This window comes from Sporosarcina sp. NCCP-2716 (assembly GCF_023707985.1).
In the GTDB taxonomy this organism is placed as follows: Bacteria; Bacillota; Bacilli; order Bacillales_A; family Planococcaceae; genus Sporosarcina.
The window spans coordinates 25,398-48,600 of sequence record NZ_BRCF01000004.1; the positions used below are offsets into that span (position 1 = coordinate 25,398).

General features: G+C 54.0%; 29 protein-coding genes, 1 pseudogene and 2 riboswitches. Of the genes and pseudogenes, 19 read left to right on the forward strand and 11 right to left on the reverse strand.

Going from position 1 to position 23,203, the window contains the following annotated elements; translation table 11 throughout:
* Positions 1 to 22: 22 nt before the first annotated feature.
* Positions 23 to 997, forward strand: coding sequence for a c-type cytochrome (locus tag NFU03_RS07430; protein ID WP_251637510.1), 975 nt, complete (start codon positions 23 to 25; stop codon positions 995 to 997).
* A gap of 56 nt (positions 998 to 1,053) precedes the next feature.
* Here NFU03_RS07430 and NFU03_RS07435 read toward each other — a convergent pair whose 3' ends face one another.
* The 3 genes from NFU03_RS07435 to NFU03_RS07445 all read right to left on the reverse strand — a co-directional run bounded on the left by NFU03_RS07435 (position 1,054) and on the right by NFU03_RS07445 (position 2,968).
* Positions 1,054 to 2,247 (reverse strand): alanyl-tRNA editing protein, encoded by a 1,194-nt coding sequence (locus NFU03_RS07435; RefSeq protein WP_251637511.1) that lies wholly within the window; start codon positions 2,245 to 2,247, stop codon positions 1,054 to 1,056.
* A gap of 149 nt (positions 2,248 to 2,396) precedes the next feature.
* Positions 2,397 to 2,639, reverse strand: coding sequence for a hypothetical protein (locus NFU03_RS07440; protein WP_251637513.1), 243 nt, complete (start codon positions 2,637 to 2,639; stop codon positions 2,397 to 2,399).
* A gap of 23 nt (positions 2,640 to 2,662) precedes the next feature.
* Complete coding sequence (locus NFU03_RS07445; RefSeq protein ID WP_251637515.1) at positions 2,663 to 2,968, reverse strand: DUF3243 family protein; 306 nt, start codon at positions 2,966 to 2,968, stop codon at positions 2,663 to 2,665.
* A 154-nt stretch (positions 2,969 to 3,122) separates the two neighbouring features.
* On the opposite strand from NFU03_RS07445, the gene NFU03_RS07450 reads away from it, so the two are divergent.
* Positions 3,123 to 3,629, forward strand: a complete 507-nt coding sequence (locus tag NFU03_RS07450) for a general stress protein (protein ID WP_251637517.1) — start codon at positions 3,123 to 3,125, stop codon at positions 3,627 to 3,629.
* Positions 3,630 to 3,724: 95 nt separating this feature from the next.
* On the opposite strand, the gene NFU03_RS07455 is transcribed toward NFU03_RS07450, so the two are convergent.
* Entirely contained in the window at positions 3,725 to 3,913 is a 189-nt protein-coding gene (locus NFU03_RS07455) for a CsbD family protein (protein ID WP_251637519.1), read from the reverse strand.
* 219 nt (positions 3,914 to 4,132) lie between these two features.
* Here NFU03_RS07455 and NFU03_RS07460 point away from each other — a divergent pair, with 219 nt between their 5' ends.
* Positions 4,133 to 4,540, forward strand: a complete 408-nt coding sequence (locus NFU03_RS07460; RefSeq protein WP_251637520.1) for a hypothetical protein — start codon at positions 4,133 to 4,135, stop codon at positions 4,538 to 4,540.
* Between the two features lie 114 nt (positions 4,541 to 4,654).
* Here NFU03_RS07460 and NFU03_RS07465 read toward each other — a convergent pair whose 3' ends face one another.
* Positions 4,655 to 4,831: a hypothetical protein gene (locus NFU03_RS07465; protein WP_251637877.1), complete on the reverse strand. Its 177-nt coding sequence runs from the start codon at positions 4,829 to 4,831 to the stop codon at positions 4,655 to 4,657.
* A 319-nt stretch (positions 4,832 to 5,150) separates the two neighbouring features.
* Here NFU03_RS07465 and NFU03_RS07470 point away from each other — a divergent pair, with 319 nt between their 5' ends.
* From NFU03_RS07470 to NFU03_RS07495, 6 genes are all read left to right on the forward strand, one after another.
* The gene (locus tag NFU03_RS07470; RefSeq protein ID WP_251637522.1) at positions 5,151 to 5,960 is read left to right on the forward strand and encodes a polyphosphate polymerase domain-containing protein; all 810 of its coding nucleotides are present in this window, start codon (positions 5,151 to 5,153) and stop codon (positions 5,958 to 5,960) included.
* A complete protein-coding gene (locus NFU03_RS07475; protein WP_251637524.1) occupies positions 5,929 to 6,612 on the forward strand; it encodes a DUF4956 domain-containing protein in 684 nt (227 codons plus the stop codon). Before NFU03_RS07470 ends, NFU03_RS07475 begins: the two co-directional genes overlap by 32 nt.
* A 129-nt stretch (positions 6,613 to 6,741) precedes the next feature.
* Positions 6,742 to 7,821 carry an AI-2E family transporter gene (locus NFU03_RS07480; protein ID WP_251637526.1) on the forward strand — a complete coding sequence of 360 codons (1,080 nt, stop codon included), beginning with the start codon at positions 6,742 to 6,744 and terminating at the stop codon, positions 7,819 to 7,821.
* 139 nt (positions 7,822 to 7,960) lie between these two features.
* A complete protein-coding gene (locus tag NFU03_RS07485; RefSeq protein WP_398290064.1) occupies positions 7,961 to 8,746 on the forward strand; it encodes an ABC transporter permease in 786 nt (261 codons plus the stop codon).
* A gap of 4 nt (positions 8,747 to 8,750) precedes the next feature.
* Positions 8,751 to 9,524: an ABC transporter ATP-binding protein gene (locus NFU03_RS07490; RefSeq protein WP_251637528.1), complete on the forward strand. Its 774-nt coding sequence runs from the start codon at positions 8,751 to 8,753 to the stop codon at positions 9,522 to 9,524.
* 27 nt (positions 9,525 to 9,551) lie between these two features.
* On the forward strand, positions 9,552 to 10,634 hold the full coding sequence (locus tag NFU03_RS07495) for an ABC transporter substrate-binding protein (RefSeq protein WP_251637859.1): 1,083 nt from the start codon (positions 9,552 to 9,554) through the stop codon (positions 10,632 to 10,634).
* Positions 10,635 to 10,680: 46 nt separating this feature from the next.
* On the opposite strand, the gene NFU03_RS07500 is transcribed toward NFU03_RS07495, so the two are convergent.
* From NFU03_RS07500 to NFU03_RS07510, 3 genes are all read right to left on the reverse strand, one after another.
* The gene (locus tag NFU03_RS07500) at positions 10,681 to 11,646 is read right to left on the reverse strand and encodes a DMT family transporter (protein ID WP_251637530.1); all 966 of its coding nucleotides are present in this window, start codon (positions 11,644 to 11,646) and stop codon (positions 10,681 to 10,683) included.
* A gap of 12 nt (positions 11,647 to 11,658) precedes the next feature.
* The gene (gene pepT / locus NFU03_RS07505) at positions 11,659 to 12,885 is read right to left on the reverse strand and encodes a peptidase T (protein ID WP_251637532.1); all 1,227 of its coding nucleotides are present in this window, start codon (positions 12,883 to 12,885) and stop codon (positions 11,659 to 11,661) included.
* Positions 12,886 to 13,008: 123 nt separating this feature from the next.
* On the reverse strand, positions 13,009 to 13,230 hold the full coding sequence (locus NFU03_RS07510; RefSeq protein WP_251637534.1) for a DUF2187 family protein: 222 nt from the start codon (positions 13,228 to 13,230) through the stop codon (positions 13,009 to 13,011).
* A gap of 231 nt (positions 13,231 to 13,461) precedes the next feature.
* On the opposite strand from NFU03_RS07510, the gene NFU03_RS07515 reads away from it, so the two are divergent.
* The 3 genes from NFU03_RS07515 (at position 13,462) to NFU03_RS07525 (ending at position 16,261) form a co-directional block, all read left to right on the forward strand.
* The gene (locus NFU03_RS07515) at positions 13,462 to 13,728 is read left to right on the forward strand and encodes a metal-sensitive transcriptional regulator (RefSeq protein ID WP_251637536.1); all 267 of its coding nucleotides are present in this window, start codon (positions 13,462 to 13,464) and stop codon (positions 13,726 to 13,728) included.
* Positions 13,729 to 13,868: 140 nt separating this feature from the next.
* Positions 13,869 to 14,549: a hypothetical protein gene (locus NFU03_RS07520; RefSeq protein ID WP_251637538.1), complete on the forward strand. Its 681-nt coding sequence runs from the start codon at positions 13,869 to 13,871 to the stop codon at positions 14,547 to 14,549.
* Positions 14,550 to 14,738: 189 nt separating this feature from the next.
* A riboswitch (SAM riboswitch) is annotated at positions 14,739 to 14,856 on the forward strand.
* A gap of 115 nt (positions 14,857 to 14,971) precedes the next feature.
* The gene (locus NFU03_RS07525) at positions 14,972 to 16,261 is read left to right on the forward strand and encodes an O-acetylhomoserine aminocarboxypropyltransferase/cysteine synthase family protein (protein ID WP_251637540.1); all 1,290 of its coding nucleotides are present in this window, start codon (positions 14,972 to 14,974) and stop codon (positions 16,259 to 16,261) included.
* Between the two features lie 673 nt (positions 16,262 to 16,934).
* Here NFU03_RS07525 and NFU03_RS07530 read toward each other — a convergent pair.
* Positions 16,935 to 17,165, reverse strand: a complete 231-nt coding sequence (locus NFU03_RS07530; protein ID WP_251637541.1) for an excisionase family DNA-binding protein — start codon at positions 17,163 to 17,165, stop codon at positions 16,935 to 16,937.
* Positions 17,166 to 17,178: 13 nt separating this feature from the next.
* Positions 17,179 to 17,664, reverse strand: coding sequence for a QueT transporter family protein (locus NFU03_RS07535; RefSeq protein WP_251637543.1), 486 nt, complete (start codon positions 17,662 to 17,664; stop codon positions 17,179 to 17,181).
* Positions 17,665 to 17,673: 9 nt separating this feature from the next.
* Positions 17,674 to 17,718, reverse strand: a riboswitch (PreQ1 riboswitch).
* 180 nt (positions 17,719 to 17,898) lie between these two features.
* Here NFU03_RS07535 and NFU03_RS07540 point away from each other — a divergent pair.
* From NFU03_RS07540 to NFU03_RS07550, 3 genes and pseudogenes are all read left to right on the forward strand, one after another.
* Positions 17,899 to 18,093, forward strand: a pseudogene (locus NFU03_RS07540) (KGG domain-containing protein); the annotation flags it as partial.
* 140 nt (positions 18,094 to 18,233) lie between these two features.
* Entirely contained in the window at positions 18,234 to 18,590 is a 357-nt protein-coding gene (locus NFU03_RS07545; RefSeq protein WP_251637545.1) for a KGG domain-containing protein, read from the forward strand.
* Between the two features lie 102 nt (positions 18,591 to 18,692).
* Entirely contained in the window at positions 18,693 to 18,977 is a 285-nt protein-coding gene (locus tag NFU03_RS07550) for a KGG domain-containing protein (RefSeq protein ID WP_251637548.1), read from the forward strand.
* A 57-nt stretch (positions 18,978 to 19,034) separates the two neighbouring features.
* On the opposite strand, the gene NFU03_RS07555 is transcribed toward NFU03_RS07550, so the two are convergent.
* On the reverse strand, positions 19,035 to 19,217 hold the full coding sequence (locus NFU03_RS07555; protein WP_251637550.1) for a hypothetical protein: 183 nt from the start codon (positions 19,215 to 19,217) through the stop codon (positions 19,035 to 19,037).
* Between the two features lie 137 nt (positions 19,218 to 19,354).
* On the opposite strand from NFU03_RS07555, the gene NFU03_RS07560 reads away from it, so the two are divergent.
* The 4 genes from NFU03_RS07560 (at position 19,355) to NFU03_RS07575 (ending at position 22,786) form a co-directional block, all read left to right on the forward strand.
* Positions 19,355 to 20,047, forward strand: a complete 693-nt coding sequence (locus NFU03_RS07560) for a response regulator transcription factor (protein WP_251637552.1) — start codon at positions 19,355 to 19,357, stop codon at positions 20,045 to 20,047.
* Positions 20,025 to 20,204 carry a hypothetical protein gene (locus tag NFU03_RS07565; RefSeq protein ID WP_251637555.1) on the forward strand — a complete coding sequence of 60 codons (180 nt, stop codon included), beginning with the start codon at positions 20,025 to 20,027 and terminating at the stop codon, positions 20,202 to 20,204. Before NFU03_RS07560 ends, NFU03_RS07565 begins: the two co-directional genes overlap by 23 nt.
* Complete coding sequence (locus NFU03_RS07570) at positions 20,204 to 22,429, forward strand: sensor histidine kinase (protein WP_251637557.1); 2,226 nt, start codon at positions 20,204 to 20,206, stop codon at positions 22,427 to 22,429. The genes NFU03_RS07565 and NFU03_RS07570 overlap by 1 nt, the downstream gene beginning before the upstream one ends.
* A gap of 99 nt (positions 22,430 to 22,528) precedes the next feature.
* Entirely contained in the window at positions 22,529 to 22,786 is a 258-nt protein-coding gene (locus NFU03_RS07575; protein ID WP_251637558.1) for a hypothetical protein, read from the forward strand.
* Positions 22,787 to 23,203 lie beyond the last annotated feature (417 nt).

Below are 23,203 nucleotides of genomic sequence, written 5' to 3' on the forward strand. Positions count from 1 at the left end.
CAAAAGTAGGAGGCGATTAAAAATGAGAAAGACATCGACTTTAGTCCTAACTATATTGGTGGCTGTATTCGCACTGACGATTGTGCTTATGTCCTTCCAGCTGAAATCCAACAAAGCATCGGAAGCTGAGGACATCACCGAAGTCGCACAGCCTGACGTGCCGGACAGCGGAGAAATCCAGTACAACCCGCCATCGATGGATGACGTGCCGGACGATGAACTGGGTGAAGCCATCAAACGGGGGTACGAACTGGTGAATGACACGTCAAACGTATTGCGCAGCGAAGCCCCTTCGGCCGAAGACGGTGAAAAGCGGGTTAACGAGCTGTCCTGCACAAGCTGTCACGCCGGTGCCGGGCTCGATGAGGAAGTTTCCTCCCTGGTCGGCATGTCTGCCGTCTATCCGATGTATATCGGGCGCTCTGGCAAGATCGTATCACTGGAAGACCGCATCAACGGCTGTATGGTGCGGAGCATGGACGGGCAGAAATTCGAGAAAGACGATCCCGATCTGAATGCCATGGTCGCCTACATGACATACATTTCAGAAGGAATCCCGGTCGGTGCCGAACTCAGCTGGCGCCATCAGAACAGCTTCGATGACATGCCTGTCCCGAACGTTGCCGACGGGGAGAAAGTGTACCAGCAGTCCTGTGCCTCGTGCCATGCGTCCGACGGCAGCGGCAACGGTGCAAACACGGGTCCGAAGGTGTGGGGTGAAGGTTCCTTCAACGACGGAGCGGGGATTGCCCGCCTGACGAAAATGGCAGGCTACGTCAAGAACAACATGCCGAGAGGGAACGAGGGCAGTCTGTCCGACCAGGAAGTGGCGGACGTCTCCGCATTCATCCTATCGCAGGACCGTCCGGAATTTGCGCATCATGACAAAGACTGGCCGAATGGCGGACGCCCATCGGATTCGATGACAAAAGAACGCCGTGATGAAGTCAAAGCCGGCACAATCGACTGGGAAGCGGTTATCGGCAGCAAGAAATAACGAAAACCCCCTCTTCAACCGGAAAGATCCGGACGGGAGGGGGTTTTTGCGTTCTACTATGCGTATACCGGGATGGAGCGCTCGAGCAGCCGGGCCAGTTCGTCGGCAGTGATGAGCTTGGCTCCGCCGCCCTGAACTGTCGATGCGGAGCCGCCGCCTTTGCCTTCGATGGCCGGCAGCGCGATCGACGAAGCCGTCCGGAGATCCGTTTTCAGCGCAGCGGTACGTGAGACGACGAACTGGAGTTTGTCCGACGTCTCCGATACGAGGATGACGATTGCCTGCTCGCGGACCGCAAGTGTCTTCTTCGCCAATTTCTGAAGTTCCTGCATCGAATAGCCGTCATAGGTCTGCCGGATGATTCCTGATTTCCGGCCTGCCAGGCTCGCCGCTTCCCGGTCGAGCAGTTCCTCTTTTGCCGCTTCCAGCTGTTTTTCAAGGGAATGCGCGGTCTCCAGCAGCTGCTCTGCGGCAGATGCTGTCTGCTTCAGCGGAGCGCTCAGCAGCTGGGCCGTCTTCGTGAGTTCCCCGTGGACAGTGCCGAGCTGGTCGAGGACACGTCCTCCGCAGACGAAGTGGACACGTGTGTTCTTCTTCTGCTTTTCCACAGACAGGATTTTCAGGGCAGCGACCTGTCCGGTGGATGCCGGATGGGTGCCGCCACAGCCGTTCGTGTCGAAGTCCGGGATGATGACCAGCCGGATCTCTTCCTCTACACTGACGTCTTTGCGTAAGTTGTATTGACCGAGCTCCTCTTTCGTGACCCACTTTGTCCCGATCGGCCGGTTTTCAAGGATCACCTGATTGGCGAGCGCTTCGGCAGCCGCCAGTTCGTCCGCCGTGACATCTGCCGCGGCCAGATCGATGGTGACGATTTCCTGCCCCAAGTGGAAACTGATAGTCGTATAGCCGAACAGTTCGACGAACGCTGCGGTCAGGATATGCTGGCCGGTATGCTGCTGCATATGATCGAACCTTCTCGCCCAGTCGACCGTGCCGGTCACCGCAGTCCCTGTCCCTAGCGGCCGTTCCAAGTAATGGCGGACTTCACCGCCGGTTTCCTCGACATCGGTGACAGCTGAGCCGCTGAGATCTCCTGTATCGTGCGGCTGCCCGCCGCCAGTCGGGTAAAAAGCGGTATTCTCGAGCACGGCGAAGGGACGCCCCTGCTCATCCGTTCCCTCACGGATCACAGTGCTCGTAAAGCTCGTCCGGTATGGATCCTTATAATACAGCCGTTCCTGCAACATCGGAAAAACCCCTTTTCAAGTCGATTGTGTCTTCTATTTTACGGGGTTGCCCGGTCAGTTGCAAAGGCTCGGTCCCGGGTCATCGGAACACTTATTCCCCGGGAAATAAAAGACACAGGGACTGGAGTTCCCTGTGTCTGCTGTGGTCATTACCGACCTTCAAATTCCTCTTCCGATTGCGAGTTGTCTTTTGTCTCACGGTGGTTTACCTGCTTCTCATCGTCCCAATCGAGCTTGGCGTCTTCCATCGGAATAGCATCGACGGTCTGCATGTCCTCATGCATGTCGAAGAGGGATTCCTTATCGGTCTTGATGCCTTCCGGATTGTCCATGTATGGTTCGATGACATCTTTCCGGTCATCGGCTGTGAACGGCTTTTTCTTCTCTTCCATGGGGCTTGCCCTCCTTATAGGAGTTACTCCGCTTTGACGAGTTTCAGCAATAGGCTGGACAGTGCTTTCTGTTCGTCTTTGTCTCCGACTTTCCAGAGTTCCTGCAGGACGTTCTGCTCGCGGTTCTTCGGTTCTTCGTGTTTCGCGAGGTAGCTTGCCACCAGCTCAGTCGCCTTTGCCAGCTGGTTATCACTCAGCCCTAACTTTTCACCTTTTGCCACCTGGTCTGCCAAATACGACTTGAAACGGTTGAAGTTGTTCAGGATGTCCTCTTTCTTCTCACTGTCCATGTTCTGCAATTCGCTTTCCACCTTGCCTTTAACGTCCATCCAAGCGTTCACTCCTTTTAGTTGATACTAACAGTATTCACCTAACTCGAAAAACTAAACCTTCCCGCAAATTGGTTTCTAATCCGCGCAGTTCGGGGAATACTTACAGTAATGGCAGCTGGACTTTAAAATTTGAAAGGAAGTGAAGGAAGCCATGAAACGGAAACGGTATGTCGGCACGTTCCAGTCAAGCGACGTCGTGCTGGCCAAGATCACAGAGCTGAAATCGCTCGGATACACGAAAGACGAAATTTTCGCGGTTTCGAATACCGAGGACAACGACCGCGAGCTGGAAGACCAGACGGATATCGTCCTGCCGACACGCGAACAGGACGGTTGGCTCGCCCGTATGAAGTTCCTATTCACGGACACAGAGCCTGCAAAAGAGGCGTTCGACCAGCTCGGGTTCAACGAGCAGCAGACACAGGCGTTTTACAATGAAGTCAAAGACGGCGGCGTCGCCCTGTTCGTGATGGATGACCCGGACACACCAAGACACCATGACCCGGCAGGCACGCAGACGGGCAAATCAGCGCCTTCACCATTCGACAGTGAAGGGGAAGTGACGAACAGCGGAGTCCCGCTCGAAAATGCGGAGGAAGACATCCAGGCAGAAGAAAACGCCGGCCGCTACCCGCGGATCAACACCAATCACTTATGACAGACCGGCTGCCGGAAGGCCGGTTTTCTTCATCAAAAAAAGCTGCACGGCCCATGGACAATCGTCCCTGAGCCGTGCAGCTCTTTACTTGCGGTTCAGCGGCGGTCGCGGTCGTCCTTGAAATTGCCGACTTCCTTCTGTGCTTCGCCTTTGATCTTGTCGAATTTGCCTTCTGCCTGTTTTCCGATATCACCTGTTGCATTTCCATACTGGTCTTTTGCTTCGCCTTTCACCTTGTTGACGGCGCCTTTGACCTTATCTGAAAAACCGTGATCTTCACTCATCCGAAAAACCTCCCTGTGCTGTAATAGTAACTTTATACCCCGGCGGCAAGCAGGTTAAACCCGATGCCGATCGGGGTATAGTTACTACCTACTAAGTGTGCGGCAGGCCCTAAGCCTTCACACTTAGTGAGAAATAGGACGAATCATGTCTATTGAAGACTCTGTATTGTCTGTATACTCATAGATAGATAGGGAACTTCATAGCTCGGAGGTGACGGGATGATTCGAAGAGGAAGATTCGCTCGCTGGAAAGGGAACGAGTATGAAATCAGTTCAAGGAACCGGCAGATCTATTTGACGACTACGGATGCTGCGGATCTGGATAACGGGTTTTCCCCAATAGGAGGGTCGCATCTGTCGTTTGTCCGGCCGGTCGACATGCGGGAACTCGACGATGCTTACGAGATCGTTCCATATGCAATCCTGAAGGGCCACCGGTTTGCCATCGAAGGCGCGGACAGCCGGACCGGACTCGTGAAACTCGTCACCCATAACCCGTTTGCTGCAAAAAAAGTCGCTGTCCTGCCGTACGGAAGCGACGCCTATATGATTGAACTGCCGCTTTCCGACATCGTTGTGGAGGAGGACCGGATTCCAATCCTCGGTTTCGAGAACCGCCTGGCGTGATTGAGCCAGTTGCGAGGACCCACCGATTTGTCAGCTGCCGACAGATTACAGGCAGCCCGATAGCCTCATGAAAAAACCGTTTCCTTTGCCGGGAAACGGTTTTTTCTTGCTTGTTTACTTATGTGCCTGTGCCGTCTGGTGGGAAGAGCTGCTGTCTTTGTCTTTGTCACCGCGCATCGGTGTATTGGCAAAGTCCGAAAACTGCTTCGACATCTTATCCCGTGCATCTTTGTTGCGCATAAGGTAGGCCGCACCGAGACCAACTGCTGCAAGAGCTAATTTCTTTCTCATCATGTATTGCCTCCTCTGGTATAGTCTATTCCTTTAGTTTCCCCCATTTTGTCCTGTCAAACCCGGGATATCTTATCGGCCGGGCGCTGATATGAATGGTGGAGCGCTTGTTGAGTGTGGGGAACGCTTATAAATCTCGTGGAACGCTTATAAAAACAGGGAAGCGCTCATAAATCCCAAAAAGCGCTCATAAACACACCCCGCACCCCCACACCTCACACCATTCTCACCATTCTCTAATGGAATCATCAGCGGTTTCCCATCTTCGCCCTGTAAAGTGGATATCACAAGGAAAACGGAAGGAAAGAGGGGGAACACGATGGCGATTGAGATCTTTTGCAGGAAAGAACAGAAATACCTGATCACACGCCGGCAGTATGAGCAGCTGGTCGAGCAGATCGGCCCGCGCATGCGCAATGACAAAAATGGGAAAGCGGGCAAGTATTCCGTCACGAGCCTGTATTTCGACAGCCCGGACAAGACGATCTACTACGAGACGAAAAACAAACTGAAGTACCGGCAGAAACTGCGGCTGCGCGTTTACGACGACGCCGATATGGACAGCACCGCGTTCTTCGAAGTGAAGCAGAAGCATAAGAAGGTCGTGAACAAACGACGCATGCTGCTGCCGCTGAAGGAAGCGTACCGGTATTTGGCGGATGAAGGCAGAACGGACCTGTCCGACTACGACACGTCGAACCGGCAAGTCATGAAGGAAATCGATTATTTCCGCCATTATTACAATCTGAAGCCTGAAATGGTCGTCAGCTACAGCCGGCACGCGCTGCATGGCGTGACCGACCCTGAATTGCGCATCACGTTCGACTTCGATTTGAGATGCCGGAAAGACGACCTGCACATCGAGCATGGACCATATGGCGAGCATTTCATCGACCCCGATCTCGTCGTGCTGGAAGTGAAAGTGGATCATGCCGTACCGCTCTGGCTTGCGCGTATTCTGCAGACGCTGAACTGCGAACAGCGCAGCGCATCGAAATTTTGCACGAGTACGGAACTGCTGAGCGGGGATGTGCTGCCGCAAACAGGCTGTTCAGAACCGAAACAACTGGAAGAACCTATAATTGGAGGAATGGAAGATGGATCAGATCACGAGCTTGTTTACATCTAATGGAATAGAGGGGGCGCCGACCATCTGGATGAGTCTCATCGCGATGGCACTTGCGTTCATCTTAAGTTTAATCATCACGAAAGTATACCAGATCACATTCACAGGAGAGCGCTATTCACAGGCATTCGTCCATACGATCATCATGATGAGTGTCGTCGTGTCAGTTGTCATGAACGTCGTCAGCGGCAATGCGGGCGTGGCGTTCGGTCTGTTCGCGGTCTTCTCCCTCATCCGGTTCCGGAGTGCGGTCACCAACGCGAAGGACATCGCCTATATTTTCTTCGGCCTCTGTGTCGGCATGACAGCAGGGCTGTTCCAGTTTCCGCTCGCCATCGCACTGACACTGTTTGCCAGCCTGATTTTCTATCTGCTGTACAAAGTCGATTATGGCAAAGGGAAGGACACGCAGCTGCTGAAAGTGACGGTGCCGGAAAACTTGAACCATGAGAGTCTGCTGGATGATATTCTGGAAGAAAAAACGGACTTCTACCAGCTCCGTCAAGTCGAGACGACGAATCTCGGGACAATGATCTTATACACATTCGCAATCCGCAGCAAAGTGGATACGAAAGACCAAGTGCTGCTCGATGCGATCCGTGAGCGCAATGCCAACTTGAAAGTGTCGCTCTCTTACTTGGAAATGCGGGACTGACTGAAAAACGAACTCACCTCCGATGGCCGGGGGTGAGTTTTTGTACGTCTGCGCATATTCGACAGCACAGCGGGTAACTTGTATACTAGTACTAACTATACAAAAAATTGGAGGACTGGAGGCTGCCTCGTGACGAAAAAATTATGGTTCCAGACGGGCATCGCCATTTTGCTCGCTTTGCTCATCATCAAGTTCTTTCTGGAGATCAACTACATCTTTGCGCCGATCGGCATCATCGCCAAAGCGATCATCCTGCCGCTTATCGTCGGCGGTGTGCTGTATTACATGACGGAGCCGATCCAGCGGTTCCTGGAGAAGCGAAAAGTCCCGAGATGGGGAACGATCCTGATCATCCTGGCTATATTGGCCGGGGGAATCTATGCATTCTCCGCGCTCGTCTACCCGCCGATTGCCAAGGAAGTCAACAATCTCATCGACAATGGACCTAAAATCACGAGCGAGCTCGTTCACTTTAAGGACTTGGCGCTGGAACAGAAGAAGGATCTGCCTCCTCAGGTTGAGGAATCTTTGAACAGTGCGGCGGATAAAATCCAGTCCTATGCCCTGAAATTCGGCGGCTGGGTCGTATCATTTATTCAGTCGTTCGTCCAGGCGATCGTTCTCCTGGTGCTCGTACCGTTCTTCTTCATCTTCATGCTGAAGGATCACGAAAAATTAGCGCCGAATATCTACAAGTATTTCAGCGGCAAGCGCCGTATGTGGGTCAAGAAAACGATTGAAGATATCGACCACGTGCTCCGCAGCTATATCCAGGGGCAGTTCCTGATCAGTGCAATCCTTGCGACGATTATCCTGATCGGCTATTGGATCATCGGCCTGCAATATGCACTGCTCATCGCGGTCTTCACGCTGTTCATGAACCTTATCCCGTTCCTCGGTCCGTGGATTGCGGTCATGCCGGCGATTCTCATAGCGTTCACGCAAGACCCGAAGTTGGTCATCTGGGTGGGGGTCATCACCCTTGCGGCCAACCAGATCGACAGCAACTTCATCACCCCGAATATTATGGGGAAATCGCTCGACATCCATCCGCTCACCGTCATCACTCTCCTGCTTGCTGCGGGGAATATTGCGGGGTTTGTCGGAATCATCCTGGCCGTCCCTGTGTATGGCGTCGCCAAAGTCATCGTCGCCAACATCTACGCAGCCAGGAGGGAGATCAAAGAGACAGCGACCAAGACGGTCTGATACACAGCCTGCATCCACATCCGGATGCAGGCTTTTTTTGACTTCCTTTGGCAGTTGCCCATCCGATAATACAGGCGAACGCATAGAGTACTGTGAGGTGGTGAACGTGACTCATCCAGTGAAAACAACGCAAGACCCGGTGCAGATCGAGCGCACCGAATGGAAACGCAGGCAGGTGAAAGCACGGGCGCAGCAGCTGCTGACGATCATCTCGCCGGTCTTCCTGCTCGCCCTGTGGGAACTGCTGTCGCGCACGGGCGGGCTCGATATCCGGTTTTTCCCGCCGCCGACAGCGATCGTTACAACGTTTTGGGAAATGCTGCTGAGCGGTGCGATCGCCGAACACGTCGGTGTGTCGCTGTACCGGATCGCCCTCGGTTTCCTGGCGGGTGTCATCCCGGGAATACTGGTCGGTCTGCTGATGGGCCTGTACACACCGGTCCGGCACTTCGTCTCGCCGCTCGTCATGGCGCTCATGCCGATCCCGACGCTTGCCCTGCTGCCGATCATCATCATCCTGTTCGGCATCGGTGATCTGTCGAAGGTCGTCACGATTGCGGGCAGTGTGTTCTTCCCCGTCGTCATCAATACTGCAGCGGGCGTGCTCAGCATCGACAAGATCTACCTGGACGTCGCGAGCAACTATGGCGCGAGCAAATCGCAGTTCTTCTTCAAAATCGCCCTTCCCGGTGCGCTGCCTGTCATGCTCGAAGGCATCCAGATGGGGCAGGCGATCGCCCTCCTCACTATCGTCGCAGCTGAAATGATGGGGGCCACGTCCGGCATCGGGTATCTGATCTGGACGTCCTACAAAGCGTTCCTCTTGCAGAACATGTTTGTCGGGCTCATCATGATTTCGTTCTTCGGCTATGTCTTTTCCCTGCTGCTGCGCGGACTGCAGAAAAAATTGCTGCCTTGGAGGTGATTAGATGAAACCGAAAATCGAACTGCGCGGATTGACCAAAGTCTTCGTGAAGAAGACAGGAAGTGTCACGGCGCTCGAGGACATTTCCCTCAACGTCGGCGAAGGTGAATTCGTCTGCCTCGTCGGACCGAGCGGCTGCGGCAAGACGACATTGCTGCGCATACTCGCCGGTCTCGAGACGCAAAGTGCAGGCGAGCTGAAGATCCATGCCGAACAGAGTGCCCGGCCGCTGCAGTCCATGGTGTTCCAGGAGAAAGGCATCCTGCCCTGGATGACCGTGCGTGACAATGTCTCCTTCGGTTTGGAGATGCGGAAAGCGCCGAAATCGGTCATCGCGGAACAGACCGCCTACTATTTGGAGAAGACCGGATTGTCGAAGTTTGCCCATCTGTACCCGAGTGAACTGTCGGGCGGCATGAAACAGCGGGTGAGCATCGCCCGGGCGTTCGCGAATGATCCGGAAATCCTGCTGATGGATGAACCGTTCGCAGCACTCGACGAACAAAACAAATTTATCCTCCAGGAAGAACTGCTCTCGATCTGGTCGGAGACGAGGAAGACGGTGCTGTTCATCACCCACAGCATCGACGAAGCACTCATGCTCAGCGACCGGATTCTTCTCATGAGCGCTCAGCCCGGAAAGATCATACAAGAAGTGCGGATCGACCGTCCGCGTCCTCGAAAAATCGAAGAGATCCGGAAAGACCCGGAACTTGCCGGCCAGTTTGTCGACATTTGGAAACACTTGCAGCAGGAAGTCCAGAAGACAAGAAAATGACGGAAGGGGAAGCGTGTGAAACAGTGGATGAAAGCAGGCGGGCTTGCACTGGTGATCGGTGCCGCACTTGCACTCGGCGGCTGCGGAGACAAAGAACCGGAGACGAAACCGGCCGCAAAACCTGTTGACGAAACGGAAAAAGGCGCACTCAGCCCGCTCGAGAAGCGGACGAAAGTCGTCATTGCCGAGGACGGCGCCGCATCGGGAGCCGGTTTCTATATCGCGAAGGAACGGGGCTATTTCGAAGACTATAACATAGACGTGGAATTCACCGATTTCGCGAACAGCGATGATATGCTGCCGGCGCTCGCTGCCGGGGAAGTCTCGATTGCGGGCGGCGTGTCGACAGCCTCGTTCTTCAATGCCATCGCACAGGGGATCGACGTGCGGATCATCGCTGACAAAGGACATAACATGCCGGGCGAATCGTATTTCTCCTTCGTCATCGGCAACCATATGAAAGACGTCATTATGGATTATCCGGATTTCAAAGGGAAGAAGATTGCGGTTTCCTCCCGCAACTCGATTGACGGCTACATCTACGAGGAGATGCTTAAACACGCCGGCCTCACGGAGGACGACGTCGAGTATGTGCACATTGCCGACTTCGGCGCGATGCTCGGCGCCCTCGATTCCGGTACGGTCGACGCGGCTCTGAGCATCGAACCGCTCATCGCACAGGGCATCGAAAACGGGTTCCACCTGCGCTTCGGCGACACGACGGACTATGCACCGGAATCCCAGATCGCCATGGTGCTCGCGTCCCCGCAGTTCATGGAGGACGAAGAACTGTCGCTGCGCTTCATGGCCGCTTACTTGAAAGGGGTGCGCGATTATAACGACGCCTTCTTCGAGGATGTGGACGAAGACGAAATCATCGACATCATGGTGAAGCACACAGCACTGAAAGACGCCAAACTGTGGGATAAAGTCTTCGTGACCGGCCTCGATCCGGACGGCAAGATGTTCATTGACGACATTAAAAAGCAGTATGAAACGTACAAAGCGAACGGTGCCATCCAGGGAGAGATCGACTTCGACAAGGCGATCGACACGTCGCTTGCGGAAGAGGCCGTCGAACTGCTCGGCGCCTATGAAGCCGCCAGCTGATGAAAAAAAACTGTCCAAAACGATTGAGTCGTTTTGGACAGTTTTTTCATGCGGACTGCTGGATCTGCCGTCTGGCGGCAACGGACGTCTGCCAGCTGTGGAGCGACATGCCGATAACGATGACGGCAGTGCCGGCCAGGGAGACAGGTCCCGGCAGCGCCATGTGAAGCAGCAGCATCTCGCCGAGCATCGCGAACAGGAGCTCGAGCGATTGCGTCGCTTCAACCGCCGCGAGCCGTCCCTGATCATGCTGCACGAGATCGGTCGCCATGAAGAACAGCGTTGTTGCGATGACCCCTGAGCTGACGCCGACGACGAACGACTGGAACAGCTGGCTCCAGGACGGCAGCCCGACCGTCAGCCAGGCATACCCCGCAAGGACAAGCCAGACCGGCAGCGTCATGAGCGTCATACCGAGAACCCGCTGGAACGTATCGAGCGAGCCGCCGAGCAGTTCCATCATCTTGCGGTTGCCGAGCGGATAGGCGAACGCTGCCACAACGATCGGCAGCGTGCCGAGCAGGAGCGCCTTCCCTGTGACCGACTGGGCATGCGGAATCTGGATGAGCACGACTCCCGCGAGGATGACGAGGGAGATGAGGAGCGACGGGACCGGGATCGTCTGCCGCACTTTCCGCTCTCCCGCCGGTGTCCGGACGGTCAGGTAAAAGATCGGTGCAAGAAGGACACCTGCAACGATCGTCAGCTGCCATGTCCCGGCGAGCAGCCAGCCGGGTGCGTAGGCTGCGGAAAAGGTGAGCGGTCCGTAGAACAAGACGAAAGCGACGGTGCTCCAGCCGAAAAACGGCCAAGGACGGGCGCGCATATCCCGGCTCATCGCCTGAAGCCCTCCGCGCATACCGACGATGGCGAAGAGGAATGGCACCATGAAAAAGTAGCGCAGCGAGGCACTCCACATCCAGCTGCCGCCTGCAAGTTCCATGGAGCGGTTCAGGACGAACGTCACCGCGAAAAACACGGCGGCGAGTATACCGAGCCAGATCCCTTTCATGCCGACGCCTCCTTACGCCCGTGCTTCGTACAGCTGCACAGCTTCGATGATGACTTGCGCCGCTTTCTCCATCGTCTCTGCAGAAACGAACTCATAGCGGCCGTGGAAATTCTCCCCGCCGGCAAAGATATTCGGTGTCGGGATGCCCATATAGGAAATCTGGGAGCCATCCGTACCGCCCCGGATCGGTTCGATGACCGGTTCGATGCCAAGCTTGCCGAATGCCTCTTCGATGATTTCGACGATTTCCATATGCGGGGTGATCTTTTCCCCCATATTGTAGTATTGGTCCTCAAGCTCGAGTGTGACAGCGTCGGCGCCATACTCCGTCTGCATCTCGGCGACCGTATCGCGGAACAGCTGTTTCCGTGCTTCGAATGTTTCCTTGTCGAAGTAACGGATGATGTAATCAAGTTCCGTCTTCTCGACCGAGCCCGCGACGTGCATCAGATGGACGAACCCTTCACGTCCGTCCGTCCGTTCAGGCACTTCATCGGAGGGCATCGCCGCCTGGAATTTTTGCGCACGCAAAATGGAGTTCACCATCTTATCCTTTGCCGTGCCCGGGTGGACATTTGTCCCGTAGAACGTGACACGTGCACCCGCGGCGTTGAAGCTTTCGTATTGAAGTTCGCCGAGAGGGCCGCCGTCCAGCGTATAGGCGAAATCCGCGCCGAATGCTTTGACGTCGAACTTATGCGGCCCGCGTCCGATTTCTTCATCTGGTGTGAAGGCGACACGCAGTTTGCCGTGCTTGACCTCGGGGTGTGCCTGCAAATAGGCCATCGCCGTCATGATTTCCGCGATTCCCGCTTTATCGTCAGCACCGAGCAGTGTCGTGCCGTCTGTCGTGATGAGCGTCTGGCCGATGTAATTGTTCAGTTCCGGGAACCGCTCGGCTGACAGTGTGGTGTTTTCGTTCAGTACAAGGTCGCTTCCGTCGTAATTGTCATGGCGCTGCGGTTTGACGTCCTTGCCCGAGTAATCGGGTGACGTGTCGACGTGCGCGAGGAACCCGATGACCGGGACGTCTTTGTCCGTATTGGACGGCAGTGTCGCAAACAAATACCCATTGTCGTCCAGTGTGATGTCTTCCATCTGGAGTTCTTCCAATTCCTGTTTCAGCAGACGCAGCAGATCCCACTGGCAGTCCGTGGAAGGCGTCGAAGCGCTGCTGTCATCAGACTCGGTGTTGATTTTCGCATAGCGGATGAACCGTTCAAGTACTTGTTCTTTCATAATGTAAGGAAATCCCCTTTCAATTGTATGTAAATTCGTTCTGCGTCATGCCCGCGCAGGAAAAGCGGGACAGCAAAATCGGCAGTTCGCGGATGCGCTGCCGATACGGCTCTTTCTATCCGGTCAGACGACCGTGTAGTTCTTGTGGGCGACGACCGTCAATGAAGAGGCGGCGCCGATCTGTTCGGCATCCTCTTCGGAAATCTCCACAATGACGGAGTTCTCCAATATCTTATGAATAGTGCCGATCACGTAAACCCCGTTTCGGATGAATGATATCTTTTCACCGATATGACGGGCTGCAATGAAGTCGGATACAGGATGTTCCTTACGCGGAAAAGCCAAACGATTCCCTCCTCTGGTCTGCTTCGATAGTGTTCGAATGGTGAAGACCCACGGCCATTCAGTGTACAGACAGTGTAAAACGTTGGCCCAATGGTTTGGAACACGAAATAACATAGATAAGTATAACATAATTCGAACAATTTCGCGCTGTTCTAATTTACCAGGGAAGCAATCTGTTGACCTTATACGGGAAGGGGTATAAAGTGGAGGGAAGAGAGGGGGCATGGACAGATGGAATACGATACGAAAGTTGTAAACCGGCTGAAGCGGATCGAAGGCCAGATCCGGGGCGTGCTCCGGATGATCGAAGCGCAGGATGACTGTAAAGACGTCATCACCCAGTTATCCGCGTCCCGTTCAGCGATCGACCGGACAATCGGTCTGATCGTCAGCACCAATCTGATCAGCTGCATGGAAGACGAGGAGCTCTCCGATTCACCGGAAGCGAAAGAAGCACTCGTAAAAGAAGCAGTTGAATTACTCGTGAAGAGCCGATAATAGACGGCTCTTTTTCTATATCCTTCAAACATTAGAATCGCATGTTGGTTTTCTCATCATCTCCTAATTTCCATCTCAGGGAATCCTCAGACAGCAGGGCTATGATATAAGTATCCCAACAGGAAAAGGAGAGGAACAAGATGAAAAAGACATTGATTACAGCAGTAAGCGCACTGATGATTTCCGCAGGAGGTGCCCAGGCAGCAACGTACGCCCACGCAGGACAGCAGGCAGACGCACAGAGCTCCTACTCGTATGTCCAGCACAACACAAACTACGGACAGCAAGTCACTCAGGACATCACAGGTCTTGAAGAATACGCGTCAATTGCGTCAGTCATCGATCCGGCCGCTTTCACAACACGTGTGACAGAGGATAACGTATCAAACCGGGTGATCCTTTTCTCCGACAGCTACGGACGTACGCAGTACAAGAGTGTCTTCGTGAAAAAGACAGGGCTCTTGAAAGTGATCAGCGAAAAAGGCGGCGGGGTCGTCCTTCAGACAACCGTGACAGCGGATACAGCTGCACCGGCTCCTGAAGTGAAGCCTGAACAGAAACCTGAACAGCAGCCATCCGTAAAACCGGAACAGCCGTCAAGTGCGATCAGCAGCCTTCCTGAATACGGAACACTTGCAGCTCATGTCGACTTGAGTGCCCTGACTCCTGTCGTCGTATCGGACAATTATAACGAACGTACGATTTTGCTGAAAGACGCCAAAGGCCAAGGTCAGTTCAAGAGCATCTTCGTTAAACGGACAGGTATGCTTAAGATCGTCAATCTGAAAGGCGGCCAAATTTTCTACGGCGCAGCCCAATAAGCCAGACATTCACACAAGAGCCCGGTTTTCACGCAACCGGGCTTTTTTTATTTCAGCTGAAACGCAGTGCTGGCAAGGGATTAGATTAGTCAATCGCGAAACTATCAAATTATTTTGAGTTACCTGTTGACTTCCGGATCCGGAGCCTGTATAGTCAGTTCCAAGATGGAAAACTGAATAAGTCACAAACTCTTATCAAGAGCGGCGGAGGGACTAGGCCCTACGATGCCCGGCAACCAGCAAGCAGACCAGCTTGCAAAGGTGCTACTTCCTACAGATCCTGTTACAGCGGTCTGAAAGATAAGGGGAAGTGCCAGCAATGGCAGGTCCTCTTCTATTTTCTGAAGGGGGCCTTTTTAGTTTCCCCATCACCCGTCCGGTGTGCACAGTTCCATCAAAACTATCTTCCGGAGGTTAGGTATATGACAAATTTACAACCCGAAACACAGCTGCTTCACGGTGGCCAGCAATCCGATCCGACAACCGGATCCCGTGCCGTCCCGATCCATCGGACGACGTCGTTCGTCTTCAAGGACACAGAGCAGGCGAAGAACCTGTTCGCCCTGCAGGAAGCCGGCAATATCTACACCCGGATCACGAATCCGACCGTTGCCGTGTTCGAAGAGCGTATTGCACAGCTTGAAGGCGGTACGGCGGCTGTTGCACTCTCATCCGGCATGGCGGCAATCGCATTCTCAATCCTCAACATTGCTGAAGCAGGGGATGAAATCATCGCAGCCGCTAATCTGTACGGCGGAACGTACAATCTGTTCGCCACCAGCCTGCCGAAGTACGGCATCACGGTAAAATTTGTCGATTCAACTGACCCGGAAAACTTCCGCAGCGCCATCACGGAAAAGACGAAAGGCATCTTCGCCGAGACGATCGGCAACCCGAGTCTGCAAGTGCTAGACATTGAAAGAGTCGCAGACATCGCGCACGAAAACGGCCTCCCGCTCCTGATCGACAACACCTTTGCGTCCCCATACGGATGCAATCCGATCGAATTCGGAGCGGACGTCGTCATCCACTCAGCGACAAAGTGGATCGGCGGCCACGGCACGACAATCGGCGGCATTGTCGTCGACGCTGGCAAGTTCGACTGGACGCAGGGACGGTTCCCGGGCTTCACCGAACCGGATGAAACCTACCACGGCCTGCGGTACGGCATCGACACGGCTGGCGCTGCATTCGCGACGAAACTCCGGGTACAGGGACTCCGGGATTTCGGTCCGTGCCTCGATCCGGACAGTGCATTCAACTTCCTCCAAGGTCTGGAGACGCTTCATCTGCGGATCCAGCGCCACGGGGAGAATGCGCGGAAGGTGGCAGAATTCTTATCTGAGCATCCGTCTGTGGAATGGGTGACATTCACCGGCCTCGAAAGCCACCCGACCGCAGCGCTTGCAAAAAAGTACTTGAAAAATGGTGCCGGTTCCATCATCGTATTCGGCATCCAAGGCGGACGCGACGCCGGCAGACGCGTGATCGACAACGTTTCGCTCTGGTCTCATGTGGCCAATGTCGGCGACGCGAAATCGCTCATCATCCACCCGGCGTCCACAACGCATCAGCAGCTGTCCGCGGAAGACTTGGTCAAATCCGGCGTCACTGAGGAACTCATCCGTTTGTCAGTCGGCCTGGAATCTGCAGACGACATCATCGCCGATTTGAAGCAGGCGATCGAAAAAGCTGTGCTGGTCAACGCCTAACCTCATTCGTACGGCACCCGGTTCCCCCATTCGGAAACCGGGTGCTTTTTTTGTGTTTTGGATGAAGGCTGGCGTGTGTTTAGTGCCCGGGGGCCATCGGTTTGCGGGGGAGCGGTCACTAAGGCGCGTCCTTATTGCCCGCGCGGCGTCATAGTGCGCAACGACGGTCACTAGGGAAGTGTTCTAGTGCCCGGGGACCGTCGTTATGCGGGAGAGCGGTCACTAGGGCGAGTCCTTATTGCCCGCGCGGCGTCATAGTGCGCAACGGCGGTCACTAGGAAAGTGTTCTAGTGCCCGGGGATCGTCGTTATGCGGGAGAGCGGTCACTAGGGCGAGTCCTTATTGCCCGCGCGGCGTCAAAGTGCGCAACGACGGTCACTAGGAAAGTGTTCTAGTGCCCGGGGACCGTCGTTATGCGGGAGAGCGGTCACTAGGGCGCGTCCTTATTGCCCGCGCGGCGTCATAGTGCGCAACGACGGTCACTAGGAAAGTGTTCTAGTGCCCGGGGATCGTCATTATGCTTGAGAACGGTCACTAGAGCGCCCTCTTTCTGCCCGAGTGACATCATTTTGCGGAGGAGCAGTCACTAGGCAGCGTCCCAATCGCCCGGCTCTCACTAGAATTCATCAAAAAAACCGGCCCCGTCGAGAAACATCGGCGGGGGCCGGTTTGTTCAGTCTTCGTCTTTGATATCGCGGTCCGGGGGAATCGGTTCGTTCCGCCACTCCTCGATCTGCTGCTTGAGCTGCTCGAGCTGCTCGAAGTAGAGGCCGAACTGGTCTTCATTGACGAGCCAGTCCCGGCCGTCGTGGACTGCACGGATTTTTTGGTTCATGACATACCGCAGCACTTGGTCAGCCGGCATGCCTAATTTTTCAGCGGTTTCCTCGATGGTCAAGTACACAGAATCGCTCCTGTCAGATCATTTTTGAAAGAGGGAGACGTTTGTTCAAGGCGCTCATGAGCGGAATTCCGATCGCCATCACGACGAATTCGCTGATGGCCAGGTAGCCCCACGTAATCCAGAACGGGAAGCCGAGAACGAGCTGCAGCTGCCACGCGATGATCCCCATCGTGCATGTGAAGACCGCCGTGCTGACCATCATCCGCTTCACCGGACTGGTCACTTTGCGGGCGAGGAAGATGGTGAGGCTCAGGGAAATGATCGTATGGCCGACGCCGAAGACCAGATCGAGCGGACCCACATTCGATAGAAGCAGATTGGAGACGAACACGCCGACGACGATGCCGGCGAAGTATTTCTTATTGAATACGACCAGATGATTGAAGACTTCAGCAAGACGGAATTGTAGGTTGCCGAAACTGAAAGGTGCCAGGACAATCGTGACCGCCACATAGAGGGCGCCCACAATACCGCTGACTGCCAGCGTTCTTGTTTTCATAAGTACAGCAGCTCCTTAGTTTTTTTGCGTGGGAGGATTTCGAACCACGTAAGTCGAGCGCTCTCCAGTTTATCACTGAATCGGCCATCCGTACAGAGGGCCCGGACGGTTTCCTTCCATATGGCTGTCAGGACACTGGCAGGCGAAGCGTGATTGGCAATGTTTAAGATAGCGTCGGGTGGGAATACAACAGATACGCAACATAATCTTATTAAATTTTAGGAGGAATTACACATGGCTAACGATAACAACAACGGTAAGATGTCACTCGAAGAAGCAGGCAAAAAAGGCGGCGAAGCAACAGCGAAGAATCATGACAAGGAATTCTACCAGGAGATCGGTAAAAAGGGCGGCGAAGCAACTGCCAAAAGCCACGGTAAGGAATTCTATGAAGAGATCGGACAAAAAGGCGGCGAAGCGAGAGCGGAGCAGAGCAACAATAACAATAATAATAAGTAACATAAACAGTATGAAAAAATTGCTTTCCCATACTTAAAAGGTTTGAAAGAATCTAGTTCGGGAATATAACAAATATGAACAAATCACATAAAAACTAGGAGGAATTACACATGGCTAACGATAACAACAAAAACAACAACAACGGCAAAATGACTCTTGAGGAAGCAGGCAAAAAAGGCGGCGAAGCTACAGCGAAGAATCATGACAAGGAATTCTACCAGGAAATCGGTAAAAAAGGCGGCGAAGCTACTGCTGAGAACCATGATAAGGAATTCTATCAGGAAATCGGTAAAAAGGGCGGAGAAGCTACTTCCGAAAGCCACGGTAAGGAATTCTATGAAGAGATTGGCCAAAAAGGCGGCGAAGCCCGTGCCAATCAGGATACTTCCGGCACGAACAAGATGAGCCAGTCTGAGGCAGGTAAAAAAGGCGGCGAAGCACGCGCCAACCAGCGCAACAATAAGTAAGACCCTGCTGCTTACGGCAAGGTGTGCACTTACCTTTACTGAAGAAAAACAACTTACCTTATAAAATCAGATTACTCACTAAAATTGGAGGAGGAATTTACAATGGCTGAAGAAAAAAACAACGGTAAAATGACAGTGGAAGAAGCAGGTAAAAAAGGCGGCGAAGCAACAGCGAAGAATCATGACAAGGAGTTCTACCAAGAGATCGGTAAGAAGGGCGGAGAAGCCACTTCTGAATCTCATGGCAAGGAATTCTATGAAGAGATCGGCCAAAAAGGCGGAGAAGCCCGTGCGAACCAGGACACTTCCGGTACGAACAAGATGAGTCAGTCGGAAGCAGGACGCAAAGGCGGAGAAGCACGCGCCAACCAGCGTGACAACAAGTAATCACGCATAGAAAAACGGTCTGGAGGATTTCCTCCAGGCCGTTTTTTTCGTCTGCGTTCATCGGTCCTGCTGCTTGCCTTTCTCCTGCGTGCTGCCCGCCTGCCGATTGTGCTTCTTTGCTGCATCATTCTGCCCGATGACATCGAAATCATCCGGACTCAGGTCCATGCCGTAACCGAATTCCTCCCGGTCCAGCTGCTTCGCTTTGTGCTTGCGTTTTTCTTCGTTCTCCACGTTCATCACCTCCATTTAGAAGTATGCACCCCCGCTAAAAATCCATGCCCTCTTCATCTTAAGAATTTCTTCATTTTTTTCCTTCTCAATTGTTAAGATGTCCCTGTTACAATGAGGATATCAGCAAGGAAGAGGTGCGCAACATGGCGGCGATGACCATATTGGTGGCGGATGATGACAAGGAAATCCGTGACGGAATCGAGATCTATTTGAAGAACGAAGGATACCGGGTGCTGAAAGCGGCGGACGGACGGGAAGCGCTGGATCTGCTGGCTTCTGAAGAAGTCCACTTGCTGATCCTGGACATCATGATGCCCAATATGGACGGCATTACGGCGACGTTCAAAATCCGGGAAGCCCAAAATGTCCCGATCATCATGCTCAGTGCAAAAGTCGAGGAATCCGATAAAATCCACGGCCTGTCTGTCGGTGCGGACGATTACGTTTCAAAGCCGTTCCAGCCGATGGAGCTGATGGCCCGTGTGAAATCCCAGCTGCGCCGTTATGTGCAGCTCGGTACTTACGGCGGCGGAACGTCGACATTGTCGGTCGGCGGTCTAGTGCTGGACGAAGAAGCGAAAACGGTGATGCTCGACGGAACGCCCATCCGGCTGACCCCGATCGAATTCAAGATCACCGAACTGCTCATGAAGCACCCAGGACGGGTGTTCTCCATCAACGAAATCTACGAACGGGTGTGGAACGAGGAAGCGTACAATGCGGAAAACATCGTCGCTGTCCATATCCGGAAAATACGCGAGAAAATCGAAGCGGATCCGAAAAATCCGAGATATGTAAAGGTGGTGTGGGGCGTTGGTTACAAAATCGAAAAGTAACAGTGCGGTGATCTGGTCCGTCGTTTCCATCCTCATCGCCTTCGGCAGTCTTGCGTATTGTTTTCCGCACATTACAGAACTGGCCAGCAGCGGCTATGAACGTACAAGCCGGACACTCGCGTACTTCATCCAAGTGATCAAGGGAGGAACCGTCTGATGAAACGCTATACACCGATGCTTGTCTGGGCGATGCTCGTCGCCATTGCGCTCAGCGGGTTCGTGACGATCACGGGCCAGGGAATGTCCGTGCTCTTCAAAAGCTACACACAATCTTCGCAGTTCCAGCAGCATATGGAAGAAGTCTATAACGAGCTTGGTAACACCGTGCTGAATCCCGTCACGATAGAGGAAGCGGAGAAGAAACTGGCCGTCTCAGCGGACGAAATCGACACGTATCGGAACCATTACGGCAGCTTGGCGGAACAAGTGGAAAATATCCAGGGGCAGTATGAGGACAGGATCCGTGAAGCCGAAAGCCAGCCGGCTGTCAAACAGGCGCTGGTCGATGAACGAGACGGAAAAATCGAAGACATCCGCAAGAACTTTGAAGACGATTCGTACGTGGAGAACAAGATTCTGGCAAAAAAGAAATCCCTTCTCGCACAGGCCTTGCGTGACGCGAAAAATGACGACACCAGTGTGAGCAGCATCCCCGTCAATTATAAGCTGACGCCGCTGGCCGGTGGCGATACCGTCACACTCGGCGACACATCAGGTACGTTCGGCTATGAACGGAATTTCAACGATGAGACAGGGTACTTGAAGATTTACGGCCTGGACGCTGATCGATACGGAAACGGCTATGACGGCACGTACCGGGGCGAATTATACAATGCCGAGGGAGTCGCCTTATCCGAGCAGGACATGGATGCGATCTTCCCGGCGTCGACACTCTACAAAGGGTTCATTGGCGTGCCTCATTCCGCGTTTGCGAAAGGCGGCGTGCTATACGGGGAAGCACGGGATTACCAGTCGCTGAAAGTGATGCTCATCGTGTCCGGTCTGGCGGGGATCGCTGCGCTGATAGCCCTGTTCACATTGTGGAAATTCAACTGGAGCTGGTTCATCGACCTGCCGTTCACCGAGCGGTATGATGCGTGGCGGGTGGATGTGAAAGCAGCGATTTTCGTTTTCCTGCTCGTCAATGTCCTCAGTTTCGCGGAAGGCATTTCCGGCCGACTGAACGTCATGCCATACGGGGATTATTCGTTCAATCTGACGAAAGCCGTCGTGACGTTCGTCGTGTACGCAGCGATGATTGCCGTCATGACATTCCAGATCGGCAACGCGATCACCCGCTACCGGCAGCCGGGTCAGTTCGCAGCCGATATGCACAATAGTTTTACGATAAAATTCATCAGGAATATCGAAGACGTCTTCCTGAACCGCTCGATTGCCATCCAGACGTTCCTGCTGCTCATCGTATTTTTCCTGGCGGGAGTCGGACTGGTCGGCGCGTCGTACGACGGACAGCTGTTCGTCATTTACACGTTTTGTGTGCTGTTCATCGGCTTGCCCGTACTCTTCTTCTACATGAGACGGATGGGGTACTTGAGCCGTATTCTGAAATCGACCGATGAGATGGCGGCAGGGCGGCTGAACCGCGATATTCCGGTGAAAGGACGTTCCCCATTCGCTGCGCATGCTGCGAATTTGAACAACTTGCGGCAGGGCGTGGAGCGGTCCGTCAGCAGCCAGGCGAAGAGCGAACGGCTGAAGACGGAGCTTATCACGAATGTGAGCCACGATCTGCGGACTCCGCTGACGTCCATCATCACGTATACGGATCTGTTGAAGAATCCCGATCTCTCTGCGGAAGAGCGGAACGAATATGTCGGCGTGCTCGACCGGAAATCCCAGCGGCTGAAGACGCTGATCGAGGATCTGTTCGAAGTATCGAAAATGACAAGCGGTACGATGGAACTGTCCAAGCAGCGCGTCGACCTGGCCCAGCTCGTCCGCCAGGCGATCGGCGAACATACCGAACGGATGGCCGAAATCCCGCTCGATTTCCGCCTGACCATACCGGAGGAGCCGGTGCCCGCCGTCATTGACGGACAGCGCTGGTGGCGGATGCTCGACAACCTGATCGGTAATGCGCTGAAGTACTCGCTGCCCGGCACCCGCGTCTATGTGACGCTGCGGGAGACGGCCGGTTTTGCGGAGTTCACCATCAAAAACATCACTGCCTATGAACTCGATGAAAACGTCGATGAGCTGTACGAACGGTTCAAACGAGGCGACTCTTCCCGGCATACCGAAGGCTCCGGCCTCGGCCTCGCCATTGCGCAGTCGATCGTCGACATGCACGGCGGCACGATGGAGATCCAGGTGGACGGCGACCTGTTCAAAGTGACCGTCCGTGTACCGTCCGGGTTCTGAAGCAAGCGGGTGCGGAGTTTAAAGTTGTCCGGACACGGGAATTCTAAGAACACAATCGGTAACTGCCTGCACGGCAGGTTACGGAGGGGGCGAAGCAGAATGACCATCAAGGACAACAACTATCCGACGAAAAAAGATCTTGAACCGAAAGTGCCGAGAAAGGGCAGACCGGCCGGCCCGACCGACGAGCTGCCGCTGTCTGATCCGGCAGATTCCAACTACACCCATGTCGTGCACGAACCGGACGACACAGCAGGCGCAGAGGATACCGTCGCCGACGGCCAGCCTGTCATTTCTCCTATCAGCCACAACGAACAGGCCCACGCCCAGTGGAATGCCACCAAACCGAAAAAGTGAACCAGCTGCCCGCGGGCGAGCTGGTTTTTTTAATGAAGAAAATCCGCTGTTCGCTCATAAATCTGGGGAATCGCTCATAAATCGCGGGAACCGCTCATAAAAGCTGGAAAGCGCTCATAAATCGCGGAACCGCTCATAAAAGCTGAAAAGCGCTCATAAATCGCGGGAACCGCTCATAAAAGCCGGAAAGCGCTCATAAATCGCGGGAACCGCTCATAAAAGCTGAAAAGCGCTCATAAATCACGGGAAGCGCTCATAAAAGCCGGAAAGCGCTCATAAATCGCGGGAAGCGCTCATAAAAGCCGGAAAGCGCTCATAAATCGCGGGAACCGCTCATAAAACCAAAAAAGCGCTCATAACCCCGCCGCCCCGTACCCCGCTCCAAGGTTTACCAGTCTTCCTTAACAGGTATAAGGA

Excerpts from the sequence above, each read along its gene's own strand:
- NFU03_RS07430 (WP_251637510.1), top strand. The coding sequence starts at position 23 with ATGAGAAAGACATCGACTTTAGTCCTAACTATATTGGTGGCTGTATTC.
- NFU03_RS07435 (WP_251637511.1), bottom strand. The coding sequence starts at position 2,247 with ATGTTGCAGGAACGGCTGTATTATAAGGATCCATACCGGACGAGCTTT.
- NFU03_RS07440 (WP_251637513.1), bottom strand. The coding sequence starts at position 2,639 with ATGGAAGAGAAGAAAAAGCCGTTCACAGCCGATGACCGGAAAGATGTC.
- NFU03_RS07445 (WP_251637515.1), bottom strand. The coding sequence starts at position 2,968 with ATGGACGTTAAAGGCAAGGTGGAAAGCGAATTGCAGAACATGGACAGT.
- NFU03_RS07450 (WP_251637517.1), top strand. The coding sequence starts at position 3,123 with ATGAAACGGAAACGGTATGTCGGCACGTTCCAGTCAAGCGACGTCGTG.
- NFU03_RS07455 (WP_251637519.1), bottom strand. The coding sequence starts at position 3,913 with ATGAGTGAAGATCACGGTTTTTCAGATAAGGTCAAAGGCGCCGTCAAC.
- NFU03_RS07460 (WP_251637520.1), top strand. The coding sequence starts at position 4,133 with ATGATTCGAAGAGGAAGATTCGCTCGCTGGAAAGGGAACGAGTATGAA.
- NFU03_RS07465 (WP_251637877.1), bottom strand. The coding sequence starts at position 4,831 with ATGAGAAAGAAATTAGCTCTTGCAGCAGTTGGTCTCGGTGCGGCCTAC.
- NFU03_RS07470 (WP_251637522.1), top strand. The coding sequence starts at position 5,151 with ATGGCGATTGAGATCTTTTGCAGGAAAGAACAGAAATACCTGATCACA.
- NFU03_RS07475 (WP_251637524.1), top strand. The coding sequence starts at position 5,929 with ATGGATCAGATCACGAGCTTGTTTACATCTAATGGAATAGAGGGGGCG.
- NFU03_RS07490 (WP_251637528.1), top strand. The coding sequence starts at position 8,751 with ATGAAACCGAAAATCGAACTGCGCGGATTGACCAAAGTCTTCGTGAAG.
- NFU03_RS07495 (WP_251637859.1), top strand. The coding sequence starts at position 9,552 with ATGAAAGCAGGCGGGCTTGCACTGGTGATCGGTGCCGCACTTGCACTC.
- NFU03_RS07500 (WP_251637530.1), bottom strand. The coding sequence starts at position 11,646 with ATGAAAGGGATCTGGCTCGGTATACTCGCCGCCGTGTTTTTCGCGGTG.
- pepT (WP_251637532.1), bottom strand. The coding sequence starts at position 12,885 with ATGAAAGAACAAGTACTTGAACGGTTCATCCGCTATGCGAAAATCAAC.
- NFU03_RS07515 (WP_251637536.1), top strand. The coding sequence starts at position 13,462 with ATGGAATACGATACGAAAGTTGTAAACCGGCTGAAGCGGATCGAAGGC.
- NFU03_RS07520 (WP_251637538.1), top strand. The coding sequence starts at position 13,869 with ATGAAAAAGACATTGATTACAGCAGTAAGCGCACTGATGATTTCCGCA.
- NFU03_RS07525 (WP_251637540.1), top strand. The coding sequence starts at position 14,972 with ATGACAAATTTACAACCCGAAACACAGCTGCTTCACGGTGGCCAGCAA.
- NFU03_RS07535 (WP_251637543.1), bottom strand. The coding sequence starts at position 17,664 with ATGAAAACAAGAACGCTGGCAGTCAGCGGTATTGTGGGCGCCCTCTAT.
- NFU03_RS07545 (WP_251637545.1), top strand. The coding sequence starts at position 18,234 with ATGGCTAACGATAACAACAAAAACAACAACAACGGCAAAATGACTCTT.
- NFU03_RS07550 (WP_251637548.1), top strand. The coding sequence starts at position 18,693 with ATGGCTGAAGAAAAAAACAACGGTAAAATGACAGTGGAAGAAGCAGGT.
- NFU03_RS07555 (WP_251637550.1), bottom strand. The coding sequence starts at position 19,217 with ATGAACGTGGAGAACGAAGAAAAACGCAAGCACAAAGCGAAGCAGCTG.
- NFU03_RS07560 (WP_251637552.1), top strand. The coding sequence starts at position 19,355 with ATGGCGGCGATGACCATATTGGTGGCGGATGATGACAAGGAAATCCGT.
- NFU03_RS07570 (WP_251637557.1), top strand. The coding sequence starts at position 20,204 with ATGAAACGCTATACACCGATGCTTGTCTGGGCGATGCTCGTCGCCATT.
- NFU03_RS07575 (WP_251637558.1), top strand. The coding sequence starts at position 22,529 with ATGACCATCAAGGACAACAACTATCCGACGAAAAAAGATCTTGAACCG.